13 protein-coding genes are annotated in these 24461 nt (G+C 59.9%); 9 read left to right on the top strand and 4 right to left on the bottom strand.

Annotation, left to right across the window (positions count from 1 at the left end):
* Positions 1 to 220 precede the first annotated feature (220 nt).
* The 4 genes from aceE to msrA all read left to right on the top strand — a co-directional run bounded on the left by aceE (position 221) and on the right by msrA (position 8313).
* Positions 221 to 2866 carry a pyruvate dehydrogenase (acetyl-transferring), homodimeric type gene (gene aceE / locus WG29040_RS04335; protein ID WP_003438900.1) on the top strand — a complete coding sequence of 882 codons (2646 nt, stop codon included), beginning with the start codon at positions 221 to 223 and terminating at the stop codon, positions 2864 to 2866.
* A gap of 11 nt (positions 2867 to 2877) precedes the next feature.
* Entirely contained in the window at positions 2878 to 4521 is a 1644-nt protein-coding gene (gene aceF / locus WG29040_RS04330; RefSeq protein WP_003438897.1) for a dihydrolipoyllysine-residue acetyltransferase, read from the top strand.
* 377 nt (positions 4522 to 4898) lie between these two features.
* Positions 4899 to 7595, top strand: coding sequence for a GGDEF and EAL domain-containing protein (locus WG29040_RS04325; protein ID WP_003438895.1), 2697 nt, complete (start codon positions 4899 to 4901; stop codon positions 7593 to 7595).
* Positions 7596 to 7662: 67 nt separating this feature from the next.
* Positions 7663 to 8313: a peptide-methionine (S)-S-oxide reductase MsrA gene (msrA, locus tag WG29040_RS04320; protein ID WP_003438892.1), complete on the top strand. Its 651-nt coding sequence runs from the start codon at positions 7663 to 7665 to the stop codon at positions 8311 to 8313.
* Positions 8314 to 8410: 97 nt separating this feature from the next.
* Here msrA and WG29040_RS04315 read toward each other — a convergent pair whose 3' ends face one another.
* Positions 8411 to 9247 carry a 23S rRNA (adenine(2030)-N(6))-methyltransferase RlmJ gene (locus WG29040_RS04315; protein WP_003438881.1) on the bottom strand — a complete coding sequence of 279 codons (837 nt, stop codon included), beginning with the start codon at positions 9245 to 9247 and terminating at the stop codon, positions 8411 to 8413.
* 188 nt (positions 9248 to 9435) lie between these two features.
* Entirely contained in the window at positions 9436 to 10923 is a 1488-nt protein-coding gene (gene putP, locus WG29040_RS04310; protein ID WP_003438880.1) for a sodium/proline symporter PutP, read from the bottom strand.
* A gap of 510 nt (positions 10924 to 11433) precedes the next feature.
* On the opposite strand from putP, the gene putA reads away from it, so the two are divergent.
* Entirely contained in the window at positions 11434 to 15387 is a 3954-nt protein-coding gene (gene putA / locus WG29040_RS04305) for a trifunctional transcriptional regulator/proline dehydrogenase/L-glutamate gamma-semialdehyde dehydrogenase (RefSeq protein WP_127195721.1), read from the top strand.
* Positions 15388 to 15467: 80 nt separating this feature from the next.
* Here the strand turns inward: putA and WG29040_RS04300 are convergent, their stop codons facing one another.
* Positions 15468 to 16049, bottom strand: coding sequence for a hypothetical protein (locus WG29040_RS04300; protein ID WP_127195720.1), 582 nt, complete (start codon positions 16047 to 16049; stop codon positions 15468 to 15470).
* Between the two features lie 267 nt (positions 16050 to 16316).
* Here WG29040_RS04300 and WG29040_RS04295 point away from each other — a divergent pair, with 267 nt between their 5' ends.
* The 4 genes from WG29040_RS04295 to trxC all read left to right on the top strand — a co-directional run bounded on the left by WG29040_RS04295 (position 16317) and on the right by trxC (position 23609).
* Positions 16317 to 18059: a potassium/proton antiporter gene (locus WG29040_RS04295; protein WP_003438877.1), complete on the top strand. Its 1743-nt coding sequence runs from the start codon at positions 16317 to 16319 to the stop codon at positions 18057 to 18059.
* Between the two features lie 35 nt (positions 18060 to 18094).
* Positions 18095 to 21436, top strand: a complete 3342-nt coding sequence (gene mscK / locus WG29040_RS04290; RefSeq protein WP_029612537.1) for a mechanosensitive channel MscK — start codon at positions 18095 to 18097, stop codon at positions 21434 to 21436.
* 94 nt (positions 21437 to 21530) lie between these two features.
* Entirely contained in the window at positions 21531 to 22994 is a 1464-nt protein-coding gene (gene selO, locus WG29040_RS04285) for a protein adenylyltransferase SelO (protein ID WP_010656272.1), read from the top strand.
* Positions 22995 to 23168: 174 nt separating this feature from the next.
* Entirely contained in the window at positions 23169 to 23609 is a 441-nt protein-coding gene (gene trxC / locus WG29040_RS04280; protein WP_003438874.1) for a thioredoxin TrxC, read from the top strand.
* On the opposite strand, the gene WG29040_RS04275 is transcribed toward trxC, so the two are convergent.
* Positions 23606 to 24379, bottom strand: coding sequence for a ParA family protein (locus WG29040_RS04275; RefSeq protein WP_003438872.1), 774 nt, complete (start codon positions 24377 to 24379; stop codon positions 23606 to 23608). The two genes, trxC and WG29040_RS04275, sit on opposite strands and share 4 nt — an antisense overlap.
* Positions 24380 to 24461: the final 82 nt, after the last annotated feature.

Here is a 24461-nt window from a genome sequence, read left to right as displayed (position 1 = left end):
GATTTTTCACACAACGCAACAGGCAAGCACCCTATGCTTTCCTGTAGTTTTACTACTGAGCAACATACTCGAAAGGCTGAAATGGCCGACGATTTGTAGTAAAACTACACAACGCCGGAATCAACCCTCCGGTCATCCAAGAATTTATGTCGTCTGCCCACAAGGCCAGTCGCAAACTCAGGCAACCGATTCTGGAAGCCTTTCCGCCCTGGAGCAAGCCATGCAAGACCTCGATCCCGTCGAAACCCAGGAATGGCTGGACGCCCTGGAATCGGTTCTCGACAAAGAAGGCGAAGAACGCGCTCACTATCTGATGACCCGTATGGGTGAGCTCGCTACACGCACCGGTTCGCAACTGCCGTACGCCATCACCACGCCATACCGCAACACGATTCCCGTTACCCACGAAGCACGCATGCCTGGCGACCTGTTCATGGAACGCCGCATTCGCTCGCTGGTACGCTGGAACGCGATGGCGATGGTCATGCGCACGAACTTGAAAGATTCTGACCTGGGCGGTCACATCTCCAGTTTCGCTTCCAGCGCAACGCTGTATGACATCGGTTTCAACTACTTCTTCCAGGCTCCGACCGAAGAACATGGCGGCGACCTGATCTACTTCCAGGGTCACACCTCGCCAGGCGTTTACGCCCGTGCGTTCATGGAAGGCCGCATCACCGAAGATCAAATGAACAACTTCCGCCAGGAAGTCGACGGTCAGGGCCTGTCGTCCTACCCGCACCCTTGGCTGATGCCCGACTTCTGGCAGTTCCCGACTGTATCCATGGGCCTTGGCCCGATCCAGGCGATCTACCAGGCACGCTTCATGAAGTACCTGGAAGCCCGTGGCTACATTCCTGCCGGCAAGCAAAAAGTCTGGTGCTTCCTGGGTGACGGCGAGTGTGACGAGCCGGAATCCCTGGGCGCCATCTCCCTGGCAGGCCGCGAAAACCTCGACAACCTGATCTTCGTCATCAACTGCAACCTGCAGCGCCTTGATGGCCCGGTTCGCGGCAACGGCAAGATCATCCAGGAACTCGAAGGCGTGTTCCGCGGCGCTCACTGGAACGTGACCAAAGTCATCTGGGGCCGTTTCTGGGACCCGCTGCTGGCCAAGGACGTCGACGGTATCCTGCAACGTCGCATGGACGAAGTCATCGACGGCGAGTACCAGAACTACAAAGCCAAAGACGGCGCGTTCGTGCGCGAGCACTTCTTCAACACGCCAGAACTCAAGGCGATGGTTGCCGATCTGTCCGACGACGAGATCTGGAAGCTCAACCGTGGCGGTCACGACCCGTACAAGGTCTATGCGGCGTACCACGAAGCGGTCAACCACAAAAACCAGCCAACCGTCATCCTGGCCAAGACCATCAAGGGTTATGGCACCGGTGCCGGCGAAGCGAAGAACACTGCGCACAACACCAAGAAAGTTGATGTTGAAAGCCTGAAGCTGTTCCGCGACCGTTTCGACATTCCGGTCAAAGACGACGAAATCGAAAGCCTGCCATTCTTCAAACCCGAAGAAGGCAGCGCCGAAGCCCGCTACCTGAGCGAACGTCGCACTGCACTGGGCGGCTTCGTCCCTCAGCGCCGCGCCAAGAGCCTGAGCATCCCTACCCCGCCACTGGACACGCTCAAGGCCATCCTTGACGGTTCCGGCGACCGTGAAATTTCCACCACCATGGCGTTCGTGCGCATCCTGGCACAGCTGGTGAAGGACAAGGACATCGGTCAGCGCATCGTTCCGATCATCCCGGACGAAGCCCGTACCTTCGGTATGGAAGGCATGTTCCGCCAGCTGGGCATCTACTCGTCCGTCGGCCAGCTCTACGAGCCGGTTGATAAAGACCAGGTGATGTTCTACCGCGAAGACAAGAAAGGTCAGATTCTCGAAGAAGGCATCAACGAAGCAGGCGCCATGAGCTCCTTCATCGCCGCCGGTACTTCGTACTCCAACCACAACCAGCCAATGCTGCCGTTCTACATCTTCTACTCGATGTTCGGTTTCCAGCGTATTGGCGACCTGGCCTGGGCCGCCGGCGACAGCCGCACCCGTGGCTTCCTGATCGGCGGCACCGCCGGGCGTACCACGCTCAACGGTGAAGGCCTGCAGCACGAAGACGGTCACAGCCACATCCTGGCCAGCACTATCCCGAACTGCCGCACCTTTGATCCGACCTACGGCTACGAGCTGGCGGTGATCATTCAGGACGGCATGAAGAAGATGACCGAAGAACAACAGGACGTCTTCTACTACATCACCGTGATGAACGAGTCGTACCAGCAGCCAGCCATGCCGGCCGGTGTTGAGGAAGGCATCGTCAAGGGCATGTACCTGCTTGAAGAAGACACCAAGGAAGCAGCTCACCACGTTCAGCTGATGGGCTCCGGCACCATCCTGCGCGAAGTGCGTGAAGCGGCGAAAATCCTGCGTGAAGACTTCAACATCGGTGCTGACGTATGGAGCGTTACCAGCTTCAACGAACTGCGTCGCGACGGCCTGGCCGTTGAGCGCAGCAACCGTCTGCACCCGGGCCAGAAGCCTCAGCTGAGCTATGTCGAAGAGTGCCTGACTGGCCGTAAAGGTCCGGTCATTGCCTCCACCGACTACATGAAGCTGTTCGCCGAGCAGATTCGTCAGTGGGTACCGGTCAAGGAATTCAAAGTGCTGGGCACTGATGGTTTCGGCCGCAGCGACAGCCGCAAAAAACTGCGTCACTTCTTTGAGGTAGACCGTCACTTCGTGGTGTTGGCAGCCCTTGAAGCATTGGCTGACCGTGGCGATATCGAACCGAAAGTGGTGGCTGAAGCCATCGTCAAGTTCGGCATCAACCCGGAAAAACGCAACCCACTGGACTGCTGAGGAGAATTTTTGTGAGCGAACTCATTCGAGTACCTGACATCGGCAGCGGTGACGGCGAAGTCATCGAACTGTTTGTAAAGGTCGGCGACCGTATCGAAGCCGATCAAAGCATCCTGACCCTGGAGTCGGACAAGGCGAGCATGGAAATCCCTGCTCCCAAGGCCGGCGTCGTCAAGAGCCTGAAGGTCAAGCTGGGCGACCGCCTGAAAGAAGGCGACGAACTGCTGGAGCTGGAAGTTGAAGGTGGCGCTGCAGCCCCTGAAGCACCAGCCCCTGCAGCGGCACCTGCCGCTGCAGAAAAACCGGCTGCCGCCCCTGCTGCCGAGGCCCCTGCGGCCCCGGCTGCAGCACCTGCACAATCCACCGTCCAGGACATTCACGTCCCGGACATCGGCTCGTCGGGCAAAGCCAAGATCATCGAGATCCTGGTCAAGGCCGGCGATACCGTTGAGGCTGATCAATCGCTGATCACCCTCGAATCCGACAAAGCCAGCATGGAAATTCCATCGCCGGCCGCCGGTGTGGTTGAAAGCATTTCGGTCAAGCTGGATGACGAAGTCGGCACTGGCGACTTCATCCTCAAGCTCAAGGTCGCGGGCGCTGCTGCGCCAGCGGCACCAGCCCAGGCTGCAGCTCCTGCTGCGGCCAAAGCTGAAGCGCCTGCTGCGGCACCTGCTGCACCGGCTGCCAAAGCTGCGGCACCAGCCCCGGCCCCGGCCGCTGCACCAGCAGCAAGCGGTGCCAAAGTTCACGCCGGCCCCGCCGTGCGTCAACTGGCCCGCGAGTTCGGCGTCGAGCTGAGCGCGGTCAGCCCAAGCGGCCCCCATGGTCGTGTGATCAAAGAAGACGTGCAGGCTTACGTCAAAACCATGATGCAGAAGGCCAAGGAAGCTCCGGCAGCCGGTGCAACCGGCGGCGCGGGCATTCCTCCGATCCCGGTAGTGGACTTCAGCCGCTTCGGCGAAGTTGAAGAAGTGGCCATGACCCGCCTGATGCAAATCGGCGCGTCGAGCCTGCACCGCAGCTGGCTGAACATCCCGCACGTGACCCAGTTCGACCAGGCTGACATCACCGAGCTGGAAGCCTTCCGCGTCGCGCAAAAAGCCGTCGCAGAAAAAGCCGGCGTCAAGCTGACCGTACTGCCTCTGCTGCTCAAGTCCTGCGCCCACCTGCTCAAGGAAATGCCGGACTTCAACAGCTCGCTGGCGCCAAGCGGCAAAGCGATCATCCGCAAGAAGTACGTCAACATCGGCTTTGCCGTAGACACCCCGGATGGCCTGCTGGTCCCTGTGATCAAAAACGTCGACCAGAAAAGCCTGTTGCAGCTTGCTGCCGAGGCCGCCGCACTGGCTGCCAAGGCCCGCGACAAGAAGCTCACCGCTGACGACATGCAGGGCGCCTGCTTCACCATTTCCAGCCTCGGGCACATTGGCGGCACCGGCTTCACGCCGATCGTCAACGCACCGGAAGTGGCGATCCTCGGCGTTTCCAAGGCAACCATCCAGCCAGTCTGGGACGGCAAAGCCTTCCAGCCGAAACTGATGCTGCCTCTGTCGCTGTCCTACGATCACCGTGTGATCAACGGCGCAGCAGCTGCACGCTTCACCAAGCGCCTGAGCGACTTGCTGGGCGACATCCGCACCATCCTGTTGTAAGCCACGCCCCGGCCTTCCCCAGGGAAGGCCGGAGTAGCGCACAGTTTTCCGAGCGCCACGCTCGTACCTCAACCCCGCCCGTTTGGCGGGGCTTTTTTTGCCCGCATTTTTTGCTGGCCAGCCGCTTCCCCCATAAGCCTGCGGGAGCCGGCTTGCCAGGGATGATTAAAGCCTGTCGGCCCCTGAAGCCGGCGAGTCATAAAAGCGTAACAGCCGACGGACAACCTGCAGCTATCGGCAAGCCTGCCGATAGCGACCTGAGCCTGCATGCTCACTTGTCAGCGTCGTGAGCTTGATGCAACCTTGCCGCAGACCACAGACCGCAGGAACAGGGCGCCAGCCCGTGTGCAATCAGCATTTGTAAAGCGAGTGTCTTAATGAAAAGCCAACCCGATGCTGCCCTGCGTATGGCAGCCGAGGTCGTGACCCAGTTACCCGTGCCCTCCCGGCTCGGCATGCTGCGTTTCGAACGGCTTAATGAAGCCAGCTGGGCACTGCTCTACCTGGACCCCCACTGCGAACGCCAGTTTGGCCTGCCAGCGGCAGAGCTGTGCGCGCTCACCGGCTCGCCCTATGCCAGCCTGATGGAGCCCAAGGCCCGCTACCAGCTGCATGACGCGATTGAACTGCAACTCAGGACCAGCCCCCACTACGTGGTGCATTACACCCTGCACACCCCCCAGGGCGCGCTGAACCTGATGGAGCTGGGCGAAGCTTACAAACAGCACAATCGGCACTTGCTGCGCGGCTACCTGCTGGTGGTCGAAAGCGCGGTCAACAGCGCACTGCCTGCTGCGCCGCCAGCCGGGCCCGAAACCCAGCACAGCCGCCTGCACATCGCCCTGGAGCTCAACCAGCGGGCCCAGCAAGAGCAACTCCAGCATCTGGAGCGGGTGCGGGCGCAACAGGATCTGATCCTGCTGCTGGCCCGCCACCGGTATAGCCAGCACAACTCGCTGCAAGAAGCAGCGGAACTGATTACCCGTAGCGCCTGCGAGATTTATCAAGTGGACGGCGCCAGCCTGTGGAACCTTGAAGGCAACCAGCTGCTGCCTATCTCTGCGTATCAGCGCGAAAGCCAGGCCTTTGTCGAGCAGGGAATTTTCGACGCCAGCGCGTTTCCGGACTATCTCGAAGCCCTGCACACCAGCCGCTCCATCGATGCCCAGAATGCCAACCATGACCCGCGCACCCGCGAGCTGATGGCGAGCCCGGGTCGACGCGATGCCAACGCCATGCTCGATGCCAGTATCCGCATCGACGGCCAGGTGGTCGGCGTGCTGTGCCTGGAGCAAACCGGCAAAACCCGGGTCTGGCAGGCGGATGAAATTGCCTTTGCCGGCGAACTGGCTGACCAGTTCGCCCAAGTCATCAACAACCACAACCGGCGTACCGCCACCAACGCCCTGCACCTGTTCCAGCGGGCGGTCGAACAAAGCGCCAACGCTTTCCTGCTGGTCAACTGCATGGGAGTGGTCGAATACGTCAACCCCAGCTTTACCGCCATCACCCAGTACAGTTCCGACGAAGTGCAGGGGCACAAGCTGTCGGAACTGCCCGCACTGGAGAACCTCAGCGATCTGCTGTTTGATGCGCACTCAAGCCTGAGCAAAGGCAATAGCTGGCAAGGCGAATTCAAAAGCCGGCGCAAAAACCTGGAGCCCTACTGGGGCCAGATGTCGATCTCCAAGGTCTATGGCGACAACCGTGAACTGACCCATTACATCGGCATTTACGAAGACATCACCGACTCCAAACTGGCACAGCAGCGCATCGAGCGTCTGGCCTACACCGACAACCTGACCAATCTGGGCAACCGCCCGGCGTTCATTCGCAACCTCGATGAGCGCTTCGCCCGCAACAGCACCACCCAGGTATGCCTGCTGCTGGTAGACATCGACAACTTCAAGCGCATCAATGACAGCCTCGGCCACCAGACTGGCGACAAACTGCTGATCAGCCTGGCCAGGCGGTTGCGCAACAGCCTCAACCCGAGCGACAACCTGGCGCGCTTCGCCAGTAACGAATTCGCCGTACTGCTCGATGACACGGGCCTGGAGACCGGGCAGAAAATCGCCAGCCAGCTGCTGATGACCCTCGACAAGCCGATGTTCGTCGACAACCAGCTAATCAGCGTTACGGGCTCGGTTGGCGTCGCCTGCTCGCCCTTGCACGGGCGCGACCCGCAAACCCTGATGCGCAACGCCGGGCTGGCACTGCACAAGGCCAAAGCCAACGGCAAGCACCAGGTGCAAGTGTTCACCGAAGCCCTGAACGCCGAAGCCAGCTACAAACTCTTCGTCGAAAACAATCTGCGCCGGGCCCTGACGCAAAATGAACTCGACGTGTTCTACCAGCCCAAACTCTGCCTGCGCAGCGGCCGACTGCTGGGCATGGAAGCCCTGCTGCGCTGGAACCACCCGGAAAAAGGCATGATCCGCCCTGACCAGTTCATCAGCGTGGCCGAAGAAACCGGGTTGATCATTCCGATTGGCAAATGGGTCGCGCGCCAGGCCTGCCGCATGAGCAAACAGCTGGCCGGAGAAGGCCTGGGCAACCTGCAGGTGGCAATCAATTTGTCGCCCAAGCAGTTTTCCGACCCGGATCTGGTGGCCTCGATTGCCAGCATCCTCAAGGAAGAACGGCTGCCCGCCTCGCTGCTGGAGCTCGAACTGACCGAAGGCCTGCTGCTGGAAGCCACCGATGACACGCGCCTGCAACTCGATCAGCTCAAAAAGCTCGGCCTGACCCTGGCCATGGACGATTTTGGCACCGGTTATTCATCGCTCAGCTACCTGAAAAAATTCCCGATCGACATCCTCAAGATCGACCGCAGCTTTATCAATGACATCCCGGACAACCAGAACGACATGGAGATCACCTCTGCCGTGATCGCCATGGCCCACAACCTCAAACTCAAAGTGGTTGCCGAAGGCATCGAAACCGCTGCACAGTTGGCGTTCCTGCGCCGCCATCGTTGCGATGTGGGCCAGGGTTACCTGTTCGACCGCCCGATCCCCGGCAGCGAACTGGTGACCCGACTCAAACGCTATCCGCGTGGCCCCCTGGCCTGACAACGACGTAACACTGGGGCAAACTGCAGATCTTAATTCCTACAATCTGACTGAGAGGACTTGCAACATGGTCTTACGCTCGGAAATCCTGGTGAATAAAAACGTGCTACCTACTCAAGAACAGGCCCTGCCGGGCCGCGAAACGCCAATGGTGTTGCCGGACTACCACTTCGTACACAAAGACACCCCGCTGCTGGGCCCCTTTATCGGCAATGTCGGCTTTGCCATTTTCGGCCTGGGTTGTTTCTGGGGCGCAGAACGCAAGTTCTGGCAGCGTGAAGGCGTAGTCAGCACCGTCGTGGGCTACGCCGGCGGCTTCACCCCGAACCCGACCTACGAAGAAGTCTGCTCGGGCCTGACCGGCCATACCGAAGTGGTTCTGGTGGTCTACGACCAGGACAAAGTCAGCTACGCAGAACTGTTGAAAATGTTCTGGGAGCTGCACAACCCGACCCAGGGCATGCGCCAGGGCAACGACATCGGTACCCAGTACCGGTCGGTTATCTACTGCACCACACCGGAACAGCTGGATGAGGCACTGGCCAGCAAAGCCGCATTCCAGGCCGAGCTGACCAAAGCTGGCCTGGGCACCATCACCACCGAAATCGACCAGGCCCCTACGGTCTACTTCGCCGAGGCCTATCACCAGCAATACCTGGCGAAAAACCCGGAAGGCTACTGCGGTATCGGTGGCACCGGCGTGACCTGCCCGATTTGAGGTGACACAAACAACATCGCGAGCAAGCTCGCTCCTACAGGTTTAGTTGATACCTGTAGGAGCGAGCTTGCTCGCGATTGGTTTTGCCTGATGCCAATTACTCTGCGATCAACCATTCCATCTGAAAGCCGCCCTGGGTCTGCCCCAGATGCTTGGCCAGCCACGGCATCAACTCACGCAGCTCTTCTTCCAGCCCCCACGGCGGATTGGCAATGGCCAGGCCGGAGCCATTGAGGCTGCCAGGGGTGTCCAGAGGGTGCACGAACAACTCGACCTGAAGCAATTTCGGCGCACCTGAACCTGCCAGGTCCTGATAGAAGCGACGCAACTGGCGCTTGTCCTTGATCGGGTACCAGATCGCCACCACGGTTTGACGCATACGGCTGATCGCATCTTTCAGCGATTCGGCGCAGCGCTTCATCTCATCGAGCTTTTCAAACGGCGGGTCAATCAGCATCAGTCCGCGCTTCTCGGCCACTGGCAGCAGTGCCCGCGGCACATGCCAGCCTTCACCCAGATGCACCGCCACCCGCCGATCGCCTTTCATGTTGTCTTTGAGCAACACGCCGTCTTCCGGGTGCTTCTCGTTCAGCAACACGCGATCCTGGGAACGGGTCAAACACCGCGCCAGCTCAGGCGAACCCGGGTAGTAGCGCAACTCGCCATCCGGGTTCATTTTGTTCAGCACCTGCATGTAATCGGCAGTCACCGCCGGCAAATTCTTCTTGCCCCACAACCGCGCAATCCCTTCCAGGTACTCACCCGTGCGATTGGCCTGGTCGCCCTTGAGGTCGTACAAGCCGATCCCGGCGTGGGTATCGAGGTAGGCAAAAGGTTGATCTTTACGCGACATCAGGGCGATGAGGCGGGTCAAGACAATGTGTTTAAAGACGTCGGCGTGGTTGCCGGCGTGGAAGGCGTGACGATAGTTCATGGTTGCTCCTGCGCAGGGGGCGAAGTTTACCCTGTGCAGCGAATAACGTCAGGGGTTAAGCCCGTGGCCGCGCCAAACGGTGCAGCCAGGCAGGGCCAGCGGTGCCGCGCAAAGCAAAAAAAAGGCCCGCCTCCAAAGGAGACGGGCCTTTTCTCAAGGCCGGCAGAGCTGGCCCTGGCTCAAAACACTTAGCTGTTTTGCTGGAAATCTTTCTCGGCAGCGTCGAAGCGCTCGATCATCTTCTTGCTTGGGCCTTTGCCCATGGAGCTGACCAGCACAATGGCAATGCTGGCAAAGATGAAGCCCGGGATGATTTCGTACAGACCGAACAGGGAGAACTGCTTCCACACGATCACAGTGACTGCACCCACCAGAATACCGGCCAGCGCGCCATTGCGAGTCATGCCTTTCCACAGTACCGAGATCAGTACCACTGGACCGAAAGCAGCACCGAAGCCTGCCCAGGCATAGCTAACCAGGCCCAGAACGCGGTTCTCGGGGTTGGCAGCCAGCGCGATTGCGATCAACGCAACGGCCAGCACCATCAGACGACCGACCCACACCAGCTCTTTCTGGGAAGCATTCTTGCGCAGGAAAGATTTGTAGAAGTCCTCGGTCAGGGCGCTGGAGCACACCAACAGCTGGCAGCTCAAGGTACTCATCACGGCCGCCAGAATGGCCGACAGCAGGACACCGGCAATCCAGGGGTTGAACAGCAGCTTGGCCAGTTCGATGAATACACGCTCAGGGTTTTCATTCACAGGACCTGCCACTTCCGGGTGTGCCGAGAAGTAAGCAATACCAAAGAAGCCCACGGCGACGGTACCGGCCAGACACAGGATCATCCAGGTCATGGAAATGCGACGCGCCTTGGCGATCGACTTCACCGAATCGGCGGCCATGAAACGCGCCAGAATGTGCGGTTGACCGAAGTAACCCAGACCCCAGCCCATCAGCGAGATGATGCCGATGAAGGAAGTGCCCTTGAGCATGTCGAAGTTGCTTGGATCGTTGGCTTCGATTGCCAGGAAGGTGGTATCAACGCCACCCGTGGCCAGCAGCACGATGATCGGCGTCAGGATCAGCGCGAAGATCATCAGGGTTGCTTGTACGGTGTCGGTCCAGCTGACCGCCAGAAAACCACCGACGAAGGTGTAAGCGATGGTCGCTGCAGCACCGGCCCACAGCGCAGTCTCGTAAGACATGCCGAAGGTGCTTTCAAACAGGCGGGCACCGGCCACGATGCCGGAAGCGCAGTAGATGGTGAAGAACACCAGAATCACGATTGCCGAGATAATCCGCAACAGTCCGCTTTGGTCTTCAAAACGGCTGGAGAAGTAATCCGGCAGGGTCAGCGCATCACCGTTGTGCTCGGTCTGCACCCGCAGACGGCCGGCAACAAACAGCCAGTTCAGGTAGGCACCGGTCACCAGACCGATGGCAATCCAGCTTTCCGACAGCCCGGACATATAGATCGCGCCCGGCAAACCCATCAACAACCAGCCGCTCATGTCGGAGGCGCCAGCGGACAATGCAGTCACTACGCTGCCCAGGCTACGGCCACCGAGAATATAGTCAGAAAGGTTGTTGGTGGAGCGATAGGCCATAAAGCCGATCAGCACCATTGCCGAGATATAGATCACGAACGTGATCAGGGTTGGGTTACTTACAATCATTGAGTTAAGCCCTGGCATTGTTTTTATGTTTAGCGGCGGTCTGGCCGTACGCTCACAAACGTCCTGTCTGAGACGATTAACCTGGCCGCGCATTTATGACTGATGTTTCCCCAGAAAATCCACCAGCCGATGAACCAATCTGTATTTCGAGGTTGCACCTTAACCGCGGATGCTATGCAACAAAGCAAATAAGGTGCAACCAGTTTTTGCCGTCCTAGTTGCACCTTGTCGCATTTTCAACTCAATTGAGCTTTTTTGCTCCTTTTCGGAGCAAGAAGTCCCTGTTACTGCCTAAATACAACCCACCCTGCAGGAGCGAGCTTGCTCGCGAGTTTTTCCTCACAAGCCCTCAAGATCTCGCGAGCAAGCTCGCTCCTACATTCGGGTTAGACACACCGCCGATTTTTTCCGACAGAAAACGGGTTGCACTAGGTTGCACCTGCTTCAGCGCAGCGCTAATCTTGCCGCCAGCTGCTGCCACGCAAATGTGGCACCCATGAGGATAAAAATATGGCTACCACCACCCTTGGGGTCAAACTCGACGACCCAACCCGCGAGCGCCTCAAAGCCGCCGCGACCTCGATTGATCGCACGCCACACTGGCTGATCAAGCAGGCAATCTTCAATTACCTGGAAAAACTCGAGGGTGGTGCAACCCTGAATGAGTTGAGCGGCATCCCTGGCATTACCAGCGATGACGCCGACGACGCGCACGCCGATCACGCGCATCAGTGCTTCCTGGAGTTCGCAGAAAGCATCCTGCCGCAATCCGTGTTGCGCGCAGCCATCACCTCGGCCTACCGCCGTCCGGAACCGGAAGTGGTACCCATGCTGCTGGAGCAGGCCCGCCTGCCCGCGCCAATGGCTGAAGCGACCCAGACCCTGGCGGCCTCGATTGCCGAAAAACTGCGCAATCAGAAGAGCGCCGGTGGCCGTGCCGGGATCGTCCAGGGCCTGCTGCAAGAGTTTTCCCTGTCGTCCCAGGAAGGCGTGGCACTGATGTGTCTGGCCGAAGCGCTGCTGCGGATCCCGGACAAAGGCACCCGTGACGCCCTGATCCGCGACAAGATCAGCACCGGCAACTGGCACCCGCACCTGGGCAACAGCCCGTCGCTGTTCGTTAACGCCGCGACCTGGGGCTTGCTGCTGACCGGCAAGCTGGTCTCGACCCATAACGAAGCAGGCCTGACCTCCTCCCTGAGCCGCATCATCGGCAAAAGCGGCGAGCCGATGATCCGCAAGGGCGTCGACATGGCCATGCGCCTGATGGGCGAACAGTTTGTAACCGGCGAAACCATCGCCGAAGCCCTGGCCAACGCCACGCGCTTTGAAGCCAAAGGCTTCCGCTATTCCTACGACATGCTCGGCGAAGCGGCCCTGACCGCCCATGACGCGCAAAAGTACCTCGCGTCTTACGAGCAGGCCATCCACTCGATCGGCAAAGCCTCCAACGGTCGCGGCATTTACGAAGGCCCGGGCATTTCGATCAAGCTGTCGGCCCTGCACCCGCGCTACAGCCGCGCCCAGTACGAACGCGTAATGGACGAGCTGTACCCGATCCTGCTGTCGCTGACCCTGCTGGCCAAACAATATGACATCGGCCTCAACATCGACGCCGAAGAAGCCGACCGTCTTGAACTGTCGCTCGACCTGCTGGAGCGTCTGTGCTTCGAGCCGCAACTGAGCGGCTGGAACGGTATCGGGTTCGTGATCCAGGCTTACCAGAAGCGTTGCCCGTACGTGATCGACTACGTGATCGACCTGGCACGCCGCAGCCGTCACCGCCTGATGATCCGCCTGGTAAAAGGCGCGTACTGGGACAGCGAAATCAAGCGCGCCCAGGTCGAAGGCCTGGAAGGCTATCCGGTCTACACCCGCAAGGTGTACACCGACGTTTCCTACATTGCTTGCGCGAAAAAACTGCTGGCCGTACCTGAGGCCATCTACCCGCAGTTCGCCACGCACAACGCCCACACCCTGTCGGCCATCTACCACCTCGCCGGTCAGAACTACTACCCGGGTCAGTACGAGTTCCAGTGCCTGCACGGCATGGGCGAACCTCTGTACGAGCAAGTGGTAGGCAAGGTTTCCGAAGGCAAGCTGAACCGTCCGTGCCGCGTGTACGCACCGGTCGGCACCCACGAAACCCTGCTGGCGTACCTGGTACGTCGCCTGCTGGAAAACGGCGCGAACACCTCGTTCGTCAACCGCATCGCCGACCACTCGATTTCGATCCACCAGTTGGTGGCCGATCCAGTGAGCCAGATCGAGCAGATGGCGACCGCGGAAGGCGGCTTCGGCTTGCCGCACCCGCGCATCCCGCTGCCGCGTGACCTGTACGGTAGCGAACGCGCCAACTCCAGCGGCATCGACATGGCCAACGAACACCGTCTGGCGTCGCTGTCCTGCGCCCTGCTGGCCTCGGCCCATAACGACTGGAAAGCCGCGCCAATGCTCGGCTGCCCGTCGAGCAACGAAGTGGCTGCAGCGGTACTCAACCCGTCCGACCTGCGTGACATCGTCGGTTACGTGCAAGAAGCCACGATTGAAGACGCCGACAACGCCATCCAGTGTGCCCTGAACACAGCCCCGATCTGGCAGGCCACCCCGCCCGCCGAGCGCGCGGCGATTCTGGAGCGTGCTGCCGACCTGATGGAAGCCGAGATCCAGCCACTGATGGGCCTGCTGGCCCGTGAAGCCGGCAAGACCTTCGCCAACGCCATCGCCGAAGTCCGTGAAGCGGTCGACTTCCTGCGTTACTACGCAGTCCAGGCACGCAACGATCTGACCAACGACGCCCACCGCCCGCTGGGCCCGGTGGTCTGCATCAGCCCGTGGAACTTCCCGCTGGCCATCTTCAGCGGCCAGGTGGCTGCAGCGCTGGCTGCCGGCAACCCGGTACTGGCCAAGCCTGCGGAACAAACGCCGCTGGTGGCTGCCCAGGCGGTACGCATTCTGCTCGAAGCCGGTATTCCCGAGGGCGTGCTGCAATTGCTGCCGGGCCGTGGCGAAACCGTAGGTGCCCGTCTGGTCGGTGACGATCGGGTCAAGGGTGTGATGTTCACCGGCTCCACCGAAGTCGCACGCTTGCTGCAACGCAACGTGGCCGGCCGCCTGGATGCCCAGGGCCGTCCAATCCCGCTGATCGCCGAAACCGGCGGCCAGAACGCCATGATCGTCGACTCCTCGGCACTCACCGAACAAGTGGTCATCGACGTGGTGTCCTCGGCCTTCGACAGCGCCGGTCAGCGTTGCTCTGCCCTGCGCGTACTGTGCCTGCAGGAAGACTCGGCAGACCGCGTCATCGAAATGCTCAAAGGTGCCATGGCCGAATCGCGCATGGGCAACCCGGAACGTCTGAACGTGGACATTGGCCCGGTGATCGACGCCGAAGCCAAGGCCGGAATCGAACAGCACATCCAGGGCATGCGTGATAAAGGGCGCAATGTCTACCAGATGGCCATTGCCGACATCGAAGAGTGCAAACGCGGCACCTTCGTGATGCCGACCCTGATTGAGCTGGAAAGCTTTGACGAGCTGGAACGCGAAATCTTCGGCCCGGTCCTGCACGTGGTGCGCTACAAGCGCAAAGACATCGACCAGCTGATCGCACAGATCAACGCTTCGGGTTACGGCCTGACGCTGGGCGTGCACACCCGTATCGACGAAACCATCGCCAAGGTGGTCAACAACGTCAATGCCGGTAACGTCTACGTCAACCGCAACATCGTAGGCGCCGTGGTCGGCGTGCAACCCTTTGGCGGTGAAGGCCTGTCCGGCACCGGCCCGAAAGCCGGCGGCCCGCTGTACCTGTACCGCCTGCTGTCGACCCGTCCGGCCAACGCGATCGAACAATCGTTCGCCAAAGTCGACGCCATCACCGTACCGGACATCCAGGCCCGCGAAGCGCTGAGCAAACCGCTGCACGCCCTGCAAGCCTGGGCCAGCAGCAACCAGCAAGCGGCGCTGGCTGAACTGTGCGCCGAGTACGAGGCTCACTCGCAAAGCGGCATCACCCGCCTGCTCAACGGCCCGACCGGCGAACGCAACAGCTACGCCATCCTGCCGCGCGAGCACGTACTGTGCCTGGCCGAAGTTGAAACTGACCTGCTGACCCAGCTGGCTGCGGTCCTGGCCGTAGGCAGCTCGGCAGTCCTGCCGGAAAGCGAACTGGCCAAAGCACTGGTTGCACGCCTGCCAAAAGAAGTGAAGGCGCGCATTACCCTGGTGCCTGACTGGACCAAGGACGATGTCATCTTCGACGCCGTTGTCCATCACGGCGACTGCGATCAGCTGCGTGACGTCTGCCAGCAAGTGGCAAAACGTCCGGGCGCCATCGTTGGCGTACAGGGTCTGTCCCAAGGCGAAACCAGCATCGCCCTGGAACGCCTGGTGATCGAGCGCGCACTGAGCGTCAATACCGCTGCCGCTGGCGGTAACGCGAGCTTGATGACAATCGGCTGATAGCAGGCTGAAACGCGAAAACCGGACGCCCTCACAGGGGTCCGGTTTTTTTATGTCTGCATAAACCTGCGGGTGGCCGTTCAGGCCCGGACGGCGAACACGATATAAACCACCAGCGCCATGCACATCACGCCCAAGAGCGTCCACAGCACATCGCCGCTGCTGAAACCGTGATTACCCAGGCCCTGCGGGTCATCGGCCAATATATTGATTGCGCGCTGGGCGCCGATGAACAGGAACAGGCTACCTGCCATCAGCACGGCATCCACCACCAACACAAAAACCGTGTCCGTAGGACGATCAAAGAATAAAGACAGCAGAATGCAAATCATGACCACCAGCATGATCAGCAACCCTCTGGCCTCGCAATACCAGAAATACCCCCGCCCCCTGATATCCAGGCTTCGCTGGATGTTGTCAAACAGCTCGAGAATGAAAAAGGGCCAGAACAGGCCGCGCATGAGCGGCATGATATGGGCCCCGCCAATACCTTTGAAGCACGCCCAGTTGCGGTAAGACCAATAGAAAATGTACCCGCCACCGGTCAGAAGATATAACAGTACAAACTTGGTAACTGACACGACGTACAGCGGGTACGGGCCGTCAAACAGTGCCCGCTTTCCATCCGGCGCACACGTGTTATGCGCAGTGGTGGGTTTCATGACTGTGCCACTCCTTAATAAAAAAGAGATGTACAGATACAACCCGCCCAGCCAAAAAAATGCAGGACTTTTCCATTTCTTCCGTATGCAAGTTCCTCTGAGCCGGATGTAAAAGATTTATCAGCTCCTGCCCGCCTCAACCCCTGGCGCAATCATGCCCGGCAAAACCTTTTTGACAGCCCGCCAAGAACGCAGGTTAGAATCGCTGGCACGCAGACTGCATAAGCCGTTTGCGCCCTGTCTTGTAGGTTTCCTGGAGTACTGCCTTTGAATGCGACGACCATCAACAGCCTGTTCTTGATCGGCGCGTTGCTGGTAGGTGCAAGCATTCTGGTGAGCTCACTGTCCTCGCGTCTGGGCATCCCGATTCTGGTCATCATCCTTGCGGTGGGCATGACAGCGGGGGTCGATGGCGGCGGGATTATTTTCGACAATTACCCCACTGCGTATCTGGTAGGCAACCTCGCCCTGGCGGTGATCCTGCTCGACGGCGGCCTGCGCACCCGGGTCTCGAGTTTCCGGGTGGCGTTATGGCCCGCACTCTCGCTGGCCACGGTCGGGGTAATGATCACCACCGGCCTGACCGGCATGATGGCGGCCTGGCTGTTCAACCTGAACATGATTCAAGGCCTGTTGATCGGCGCCATTGTCGGCTCCACCGATGCGGCTGCAGTGTTCTCGCTACTGGGCGGCAAAGGCCTGAACGAACGGGTCTCGGCCAGTCTCGAAATCGAGTCCGGCAGCAACGACCCGATGGCGGTGTTCCTCACCGTGACCCTGATCGACATGCTCGCCAGCGGCGAAACCAGCCTGCACTGGAGCCTGCTGCTCAACTTGCTGCGCGAATTCGCCATCGGCGGCGCGGTGGGCCTGGCGGGTGGCTGGCTGCTGCTGCAAATGGTCAACCGCATCCATCTGGCCAACGGCCTGTACCCGATTCTGGTGGTAGCGGGCGGGCTGGTGGTCTTCGCCCTGACCAACGCTCTGCATGGCAGCGGCTTCCTCGCGGTTTACCTGTGCGGCCTGGTGATCGGCAACAGCCCGATTCGCAGCCGCCACGGCATTTTGCACATGCTCGACGGCATGGCCTGGCTGGCCCAGATTGGCATGTTCCTGGTACTGGGTTTGCTGGTCACCCCCCACGACTTGCTGCCCATCGCGGTACCGGCCCTGGCTCTGGCATTGTGGATGATTCTGTTCGCACGCCCGCTGTCGGTGATGGTCGGCCTGCTGCCCTTCAAGGCCTTCCACGGACGCGAAAAAGCCTTTATCTCCTGGGTTGGCCTGCGCGGCGCGGTACCCATCATTCTGGCGGTGTTCCCGCTGATGGCCGGCTTGCCCAATGCACAGCTGTATTTCAACCTGGCGTTCTTTATCGTACTGGTGTCACTTCTGGTGCAAGGCACCAGCCTGCCCTGGGTCGCCAAACTGCTGAAGGTCACGGTTCCGCCGGATCTGGCTCCCGTGTCCCGCGCAGCGCTTGAGGTCCACCCCACCAGTGAGTGGGAACTGTTCGTTTACCGGCTCGACGCACAAAACTGGTGCATCGGTGCCGCCCTGCGGGAACTGAAAATGCCGGAGGGCACCCGTATCGCTGCCCTGTTCCGCGATCAGAAACTGCTCCATCCGTCGGGCAGTACCACCCTCGAAATCGGCGATCTGCTCTGTGTGATCGGTCACGAACACAACTTGCCGGCCCTGGGCAAGCTGTTCAGCCTGCCGCCGACCCGAGGCCTGGATCTGCGTTTCTTCGGCGACTTTGTGCTCGAAGGCGACGCCCGGCTGGGTGCGGTATCGGCGCTGTACGGTCTCAAGCTCGACGGCATCGATCCCGACCTGCCCCTCAGCAGCTTCATTGCCCAGAAAGTCGGCGGCGCTCCGGTGGTCGGCGACCAGGTGGAGTGGAACAACACCATTTGGACAGTGGCCGTCATGGACGGGAACAAGATAGGCAAAGTAGGCGTCAGATTCCCCGAAGGAAGTGCCCCGGGACCGGGGTTGTTCCTCTAAACTCCAACTTTTCGCCCCTTGTCTGACCGGTATCTATGCCAACTCTGCGCACGTTTTTCGCAACAGTCCTGCTCGGCCTGAGCCTTAGTGTCGGGATGCTCCAGGCCGCCGAGCCGCCCTCCGCCGAGGCGGTACAGCAAAGCCTGGACAAAATAGCTGATCGCAAACTGCCAGAGGCCGACCAGAAAGCCTTGCAGACGGTGCTGCAGCAGACCCTCAGTCTGCTGGCCAACAAAGCCGATTACGAACAGCGCCTGAACGATGTCAAAGAACTGCTGGCCAATGCACCGCGCCAAACCACTGAAAACCAGCGGGAACTGGCGCGGCTCAAGGCCACCAAACCCCTGCCGGTAGCCCAGCGCTACAGTGGCCTGAGCGTGCCGCAGCTGGAGCAGATGCTGGCGGACCGCACCACACAACAGGGCGAGCTGCAAAAGGCCCTGGCCAGCGCCAACAGCCAGAGCATCGCGGCGCAAACCCGGCCGGAGCGGGCCCAGGCTGAAATCAGCAACAGCCAGACCCGCATCCAGGAAATCAGTAACATCCTTAAACTCGGTCGCGACAATGGCAAATTGCTCAACGCCGACCAGCGCAACCAGCTCAACGCCGAATCCGCTTCGCTCACCGCATTGATTGCCCTGCGCCGTCAGGAACTGGCGGGCAACAGCCAGCTGCAAGACCTGAGTGGTAGCCAGCATGATCTGTTGCTGGAAAAAACCACGCGTCAGGATCAGGAAATCCAGGAGCTGCAAACCCTGATCAACCAGAAGCGTCTGGCCTACTCCCAGCAGACCGTGACCGAACAGTCCATCGAAGCGCAAAAATCAGGCAGCAGCAGCCTGCTGGCGACCGAAAGCGCGATCAACCTCAAGCTCTCGGACTACCTGTTACGCAGCACCGACCGTCTCAACGAAGTCACCCAACAGAACCTCGAAACCAAGCAACTGCTCGATAGCGTCACCCAGAGCGATCAGGCGCTGGATGAACAGATCAGCGTGCTCAAAGGCAGCCTGTTGCTGTCCAAGATTCTCTACAAACAAAAGCAGGCCCTGCCCCGCCTGCAGAAAATGGACAAAAACCTGGCGGATGAAATTGCCGATATTCGCCTGTATCAGTTCGAGATCAATCAGCAGCGCGAGATGATCAGCAACCCGACGACCTACGTCGACAACCTGCTGTCGACTCAACCTGCCGATCAGGTAACCCCGCAACTGCGTAAAACCCTGCTGGAGCTGGTCAACACCCGCGGCGACCTGCTGGACCGCCTGAACCGCGAATTGAGCTCGCTGCTCAACGAGTCGATCACCCTGCAACTCAACCAGAAGCAACTGCTCAGCACCTCCCAGAGCCTGCGCGCCACACTCGATGAGCAGATGTTCTGGATCCCCAGCAATAAACCGCTGGACCTGGAATGGCTGCAAGGTGCGCCACGGCAACTGGAGCGGCAGGTCATTACCCTGCCCTGGACTTCAAGCTTCAGCGAAGTCGCCGAGGGTTTGTCCAAGCGCCCGCTGCTGTTCCTGCCATTTTTGCTGCTGATGGTGGCCTTGCTGTGGAAACGCAGATACCTGTACGGCAAGCTGAATAAAATCCACCAGGACATCGGTCACTTCAAACGCGACAGTCAATGGCACACGCCACTGGCGATCCTGATCAACATCCTGCTGGCAATGCCGGTCTCCCTGGCGCTGGCCCTGTGCGGTTATGCCCTGCAGATTGATGCCCGGGGAATGAACAGCAACACCGGCGCGGCCCTGATTCAAATGGCCGAAGCCTGGTTGGTGTTCTACACCGCGTACCGCATCCTGGCCCCCGGCGGCGTGGCCGAGCTGCATTTCCGCTGGGACAAACCGCTGGTTGAATTCCTCCAGAACTGGATCCGCAAGCTCGGCTTTGTGGTGCTGGCACTGGTGGCCGTGGTCGCCTTTGCCGAACAACAACCGGCCGCACTGGCCGAAGACGTGCTGGGCATTCTCGTGGTCCTTAGCTGCTACGCCGCCATGGCCTGGCTGCTGATGCGCCTGCTACTCAACGACAAGACCGAGAAAAAAGCCTATCGGCTGCGCAAATTCCTCGGTTTTCTGTTTGCCATCCTGCCCATCGCCCTGTTTGTGGCCGTGTGCTTTGGCTATTACTACACCGCCCTCAAACTCAGCGACCGCCTGATCAACACCCTGTACCTGCTGATGCTGTGGATGGTGGTCGAGGCCGCCTTCGTTCGCGGTCTGGCCGTGGCGGCGCGACGCCTGGCCTATCAGCGCGCGCTGGCAAAACGCCAGGCCGCCAAGGAAGCCGGCGAAGGCAATGACATCATCATTGAAGAACCGACCCTGGACATCGAACAGGTCAATCAGCAGTCGCTACGCCTGATTCGCCTGGCCTTGCTCGCGGCCTTTATCGGCGTGCTGTATTGGGTGTGGGCCGACCTGATCTCGGTCTTTTCCTACCTCGACAACATCACCCTCTACGAGTACACCAGCGGCACCGGTGCCAACATGAGCATGGTGCCCATCAGTATTGGCGATATGGTCGGTGCGCTGATCATCATCGGCATCAGCATTGCACTGGCGCGCAACCTGCCCGGCCTGCTTGAGGTACTTGTGCTGTCGCGGCTCGATCTGGGCCAGGGTAGCGCCTATGCCACCACCACCTTGCTGACCTACGTGATCATCGGCATCGGCTTTGTGTCGACCCTGTCGACCCTCGGCGTGAGCTGGGACAAGTTGCAATGGCTGGTGGCCGCACTCTCGGTGGGCCTGGGGTTCGGCATGCAGGAAATCTTCGCCAACTTTATCTCCGGCATCATGATCCTGTTCGAGCGCCCGGTGCGCATTGGCGACACCATCACCATCGGCAACCTGTCGGGCACCGTGAGCAAGATCCGCATCCGTGCGACCACCATCACCGACTTCGACCGCAAGGACATCATCGTCCCGAACAAGACCTTCATCACCGGGCAACTGATCAACTGGTCGCTGACCGACACCATCACCCGCGTCACCCTCAAGCTCGGTGTCGACTACGGCTCAGACCTGGATCTGGTGAAACACCTGCTGCTCAAGGCCGCCCAGGAAAACCCGCGAGTGCTCAAAGAGCCGGAGCCTCACGTGTACTTCCTCAATTTCGGCGCCAGCACCCTGGACCACGAACTGCGCATGCACGTGCGGGACCTGGGTGACCGCAACCCGGTAATCGACGAAGTGAACCGCTTTATCAACCGCGAGTTCAAGAACCATCACATCAACATCTCGTTCCAGCAGATGGAGGTGTACCTGAAAAACCTCCAGGGCCAGGAGTACAAACTGGTACCGGTCGGGCCGGAAGCACCGCCCGAGCCGCCACCGCCGCAAAAGCCGCAACTGGGCAAGCTGGACTGATCATTGCCCCCTGCAGGAGCGAGCTTTTCCATATAGCCGCACAGAGCTCGCTCCTACAGACGACACGCCCCCCATTTCTCACTGGAGACGGTCATTGAAAGCCCTCGACGAACTGACCTTCGATAACCGTTTCGCCCGCCTGGGTGACGCCTTTTCGACCCATGTGCTGCCAGAACCCATCGACGCGCCACGCCTGGTAGTTGCCAGCGATGCGGCCATGGCCCTGCTCGACCTTGATCCGGCTGTCGCCCAGGACCCGGTATTCGCCCGGCTGTTTGGCGGCCACACCCTGTGGGCCGACGCCGAACCCCGCGCCATGGTCTATTCCGGCCACCAGTTCGGTTCCTACAACCCGCGCCTGGGTGACGGTCGCGGGCTGCTGCTGGGCGAGGTATACAACCAGGCCGGTGAGCATTGGGACTTGCACCTCAAAGGCGCCGGCATGACACCCTGGTCGCGTATGGGCGATGGCCGCGCCGTGCTGCGTTCATCGATCCGCGAATTCCTCGCCAGCGAAGCGCTGCATGCACTGGGCATCCCGAGCAGCCGTGCCCTGTGCGTGATCGGTTCCGACACCCCGGTGTGGCGCGAGAAACAGGAGCGCGCGGCCATGGTCCTGCGTCTGGCGCAGAGCCACATACGCTTCGGGCATTTCGAGTATTTCTACTACACCAAGCAACCCGAGCAGCAGAAGCAGCTAGGCGAACACGTCCTGGCGCTGCACTTCCCCGAGTGCCTGGAGCAGCCGGAGCCGTATCTGGCGATGTTCCGCGAGATTGTCGAGCGCAACGCCGAGCTGATTGCCAAATGGCAGGCCTACGGCTTTTGCCACGGGGTGATGAACACCGACAACATGTCGATTCTGGGCATCACCTTCGACTTCGGCCCGTTCGCCTTCCTCGATGACTTCGACGCCAACTTCATCTGCAACCATTCCGACCATGAAGGGCGTTACTCCTTCAGCAACCAGGTGCCCATCGGCCAATGGAACCTCAGTGCACTGGCCCAGGCGCTGACGCCGTTCATCAGTGTCGAAGCACTGCGAGAAACCCTGGGCCTGTTCCTGCCGCTGTACCAGGCCCATTACACCGACCTGATGCGCCGCCGCCTGGGTCTGACCAGCGCTGAAGAGGGTGATCAAAAACTGATCGAAACCCTGCTGCAGCGCATGCAAGGCAGCGCCATCGACTACAGCTTGTTCTTCCGTCGTCTGGGCGATGAGCCCGCTGCACAGGCCGTAGCCCGGCTGCGTGACGAGTTTGTCGACCTCAAGGGCTTTGACGAGTGGGCGGCGCAGTATGTTGATCGGGTGGCGCGTGACGGCGTGAACGATCAACACGCCCGGCGTGAGCGCATGCACGGGGTGAATCCGCTGTACATCCTGCGCAACTATCTGGCGCAAAAGGCCATCGATGCGGCTGAAGCGGGGGACTACAGCGAAGTACGGCGCCTGCACCAGGTGCTGACCCAACCGTTCACCGAACAACCGGGCATGCAGGGTTATGCCGAACGCCCGCCCGAATGGGGCAAGCATCTGGAGATCAGTTGTTCGTCATGAAATCCATGGGAATGCCCCTGCCCCCGGGTTGTGTGCAGATAGATCCTGGCCAGTGGCGTGCCAGACCATCATCTGCTGAACTGCACCTTCCAAAGACATGCACATGACCTGTGGCAGCTGGCTTGCCAGCGATTGGTTGGCACCTGCAACCATCCCGATTCCGGAGTATTTGAAATGACAGACCCGCTACTCATCCCCTGCCCCCACTGCAACGGCCTGAACCGCATTCCCGCTGCGCGCGTGGGCGAACAGCCAAAGTGCGGACGCTGCAAAAACGAGATTCTGCTCACCCGGCCTTTCGACTTGAAGCAAGCCGACTACAGCAGTCAGATCAAGGGCGATCTGCCGTTATTGGTGGATGTGTGGGCTGAGTGGTGCGGGCCGTGCAAGGCGTTTGCGCCCGTATTTGAACAGGCCGCCAGCCAGTTGCTGGGGAAATGCCGTCTGGCCAAACTCGACAGCGAAGCCAATCAGCAATTGGCCACGCAACTGGGGATTCGCTCGATCCCCAGTCTGATCCTGTACAAAAACGGCCAGGAGGTTGCCCGTCAAAGCGGCGCCTTCCCCTTGCAGCAACTCAAGGCTTGGCTGCAAAGCCACGGCATCAGCGCTTAAGCGTTCTGGTCCAGGTAGTCGTGCAACTCGACAAATTGCTGGGTCAGTTTGTGTCGCGGATCAAAGTAGACCAGCGGTTGACTGGCCTGATGGGATTCGCGCATACGCACTGAGTTGCTCAGGTACACCGGCAGCACGGGCAGGCCTTCAGCAATCAGCTCATCGAGCATTTGCTGGGGCAGGCTGGCACGGGCCTGGAACTGGTTGACCACTATGCCTTCGACCAGCAAGTCTGGATTGTGGTCTTCTTTCAACTCTTCGATTTCCGCCAGCAGGCCGTACAGGGCCTGACGCGAAAAGCTGTCACAGTCGAAAGGGATCAGTACCCGATCGCAGGCGATCAGCGCCGATACGGCATAGAAATTCAAGGCTGGCGGAGTATCGACATAAATCCGGTCATAGTCTTCGGCCAGTTCATCGAGCAACTTTCGCAACTTGTTGATCTTGTGCTTGGCTTCCAGCTTTGGTTGCAGGTCAGCCAGTTCGCAAGTGGCGGTAATGACATGCAAGTTGTCGAACGGGGTTTCGTAAATATCGACCCGGTTTTTCTTGCTGCCCACACCGGCTGACAAACTGTGCTTAAAGAAGTCGGCGATCCCCATGGGGATGTCCTCGCCCGTGAGCCCGGTAAGGTATTGAGTGGAGTTGGCCTGAGCATCCAGGTCCACCAATAGTGTGCGATAGCCCTCACTGGCGCTGACTGCAGCCAGGTTGCAGGCGATGCTGGACTTGCCCACACCACCCTTTTGATTGAACACCACGCGACGCATTTCAAAACCTCCGTGTATCAATAAGTGCCCGAGTGTAGATGTCATTTGTGACGCTTCGCTACCTTGCAGCGAAATGAGCTAC

The sequence above is a fragment of the Pseudomonas sp. PAMC 29040 genome, assembly GCF_003994535.1.
In the GTDB taxonomy this organism is placed as follows: domain Bacteria; phylum Pseudomonadota; class Gammaproteobacteria; order Pseudomonadales; family Pseudomonadaceae; genus Aquipseudomonas; species Aquipseudomonas paraversuta.
This window is presented reverse-complemented; position numbering and strand designations above follow the sequence as displayed.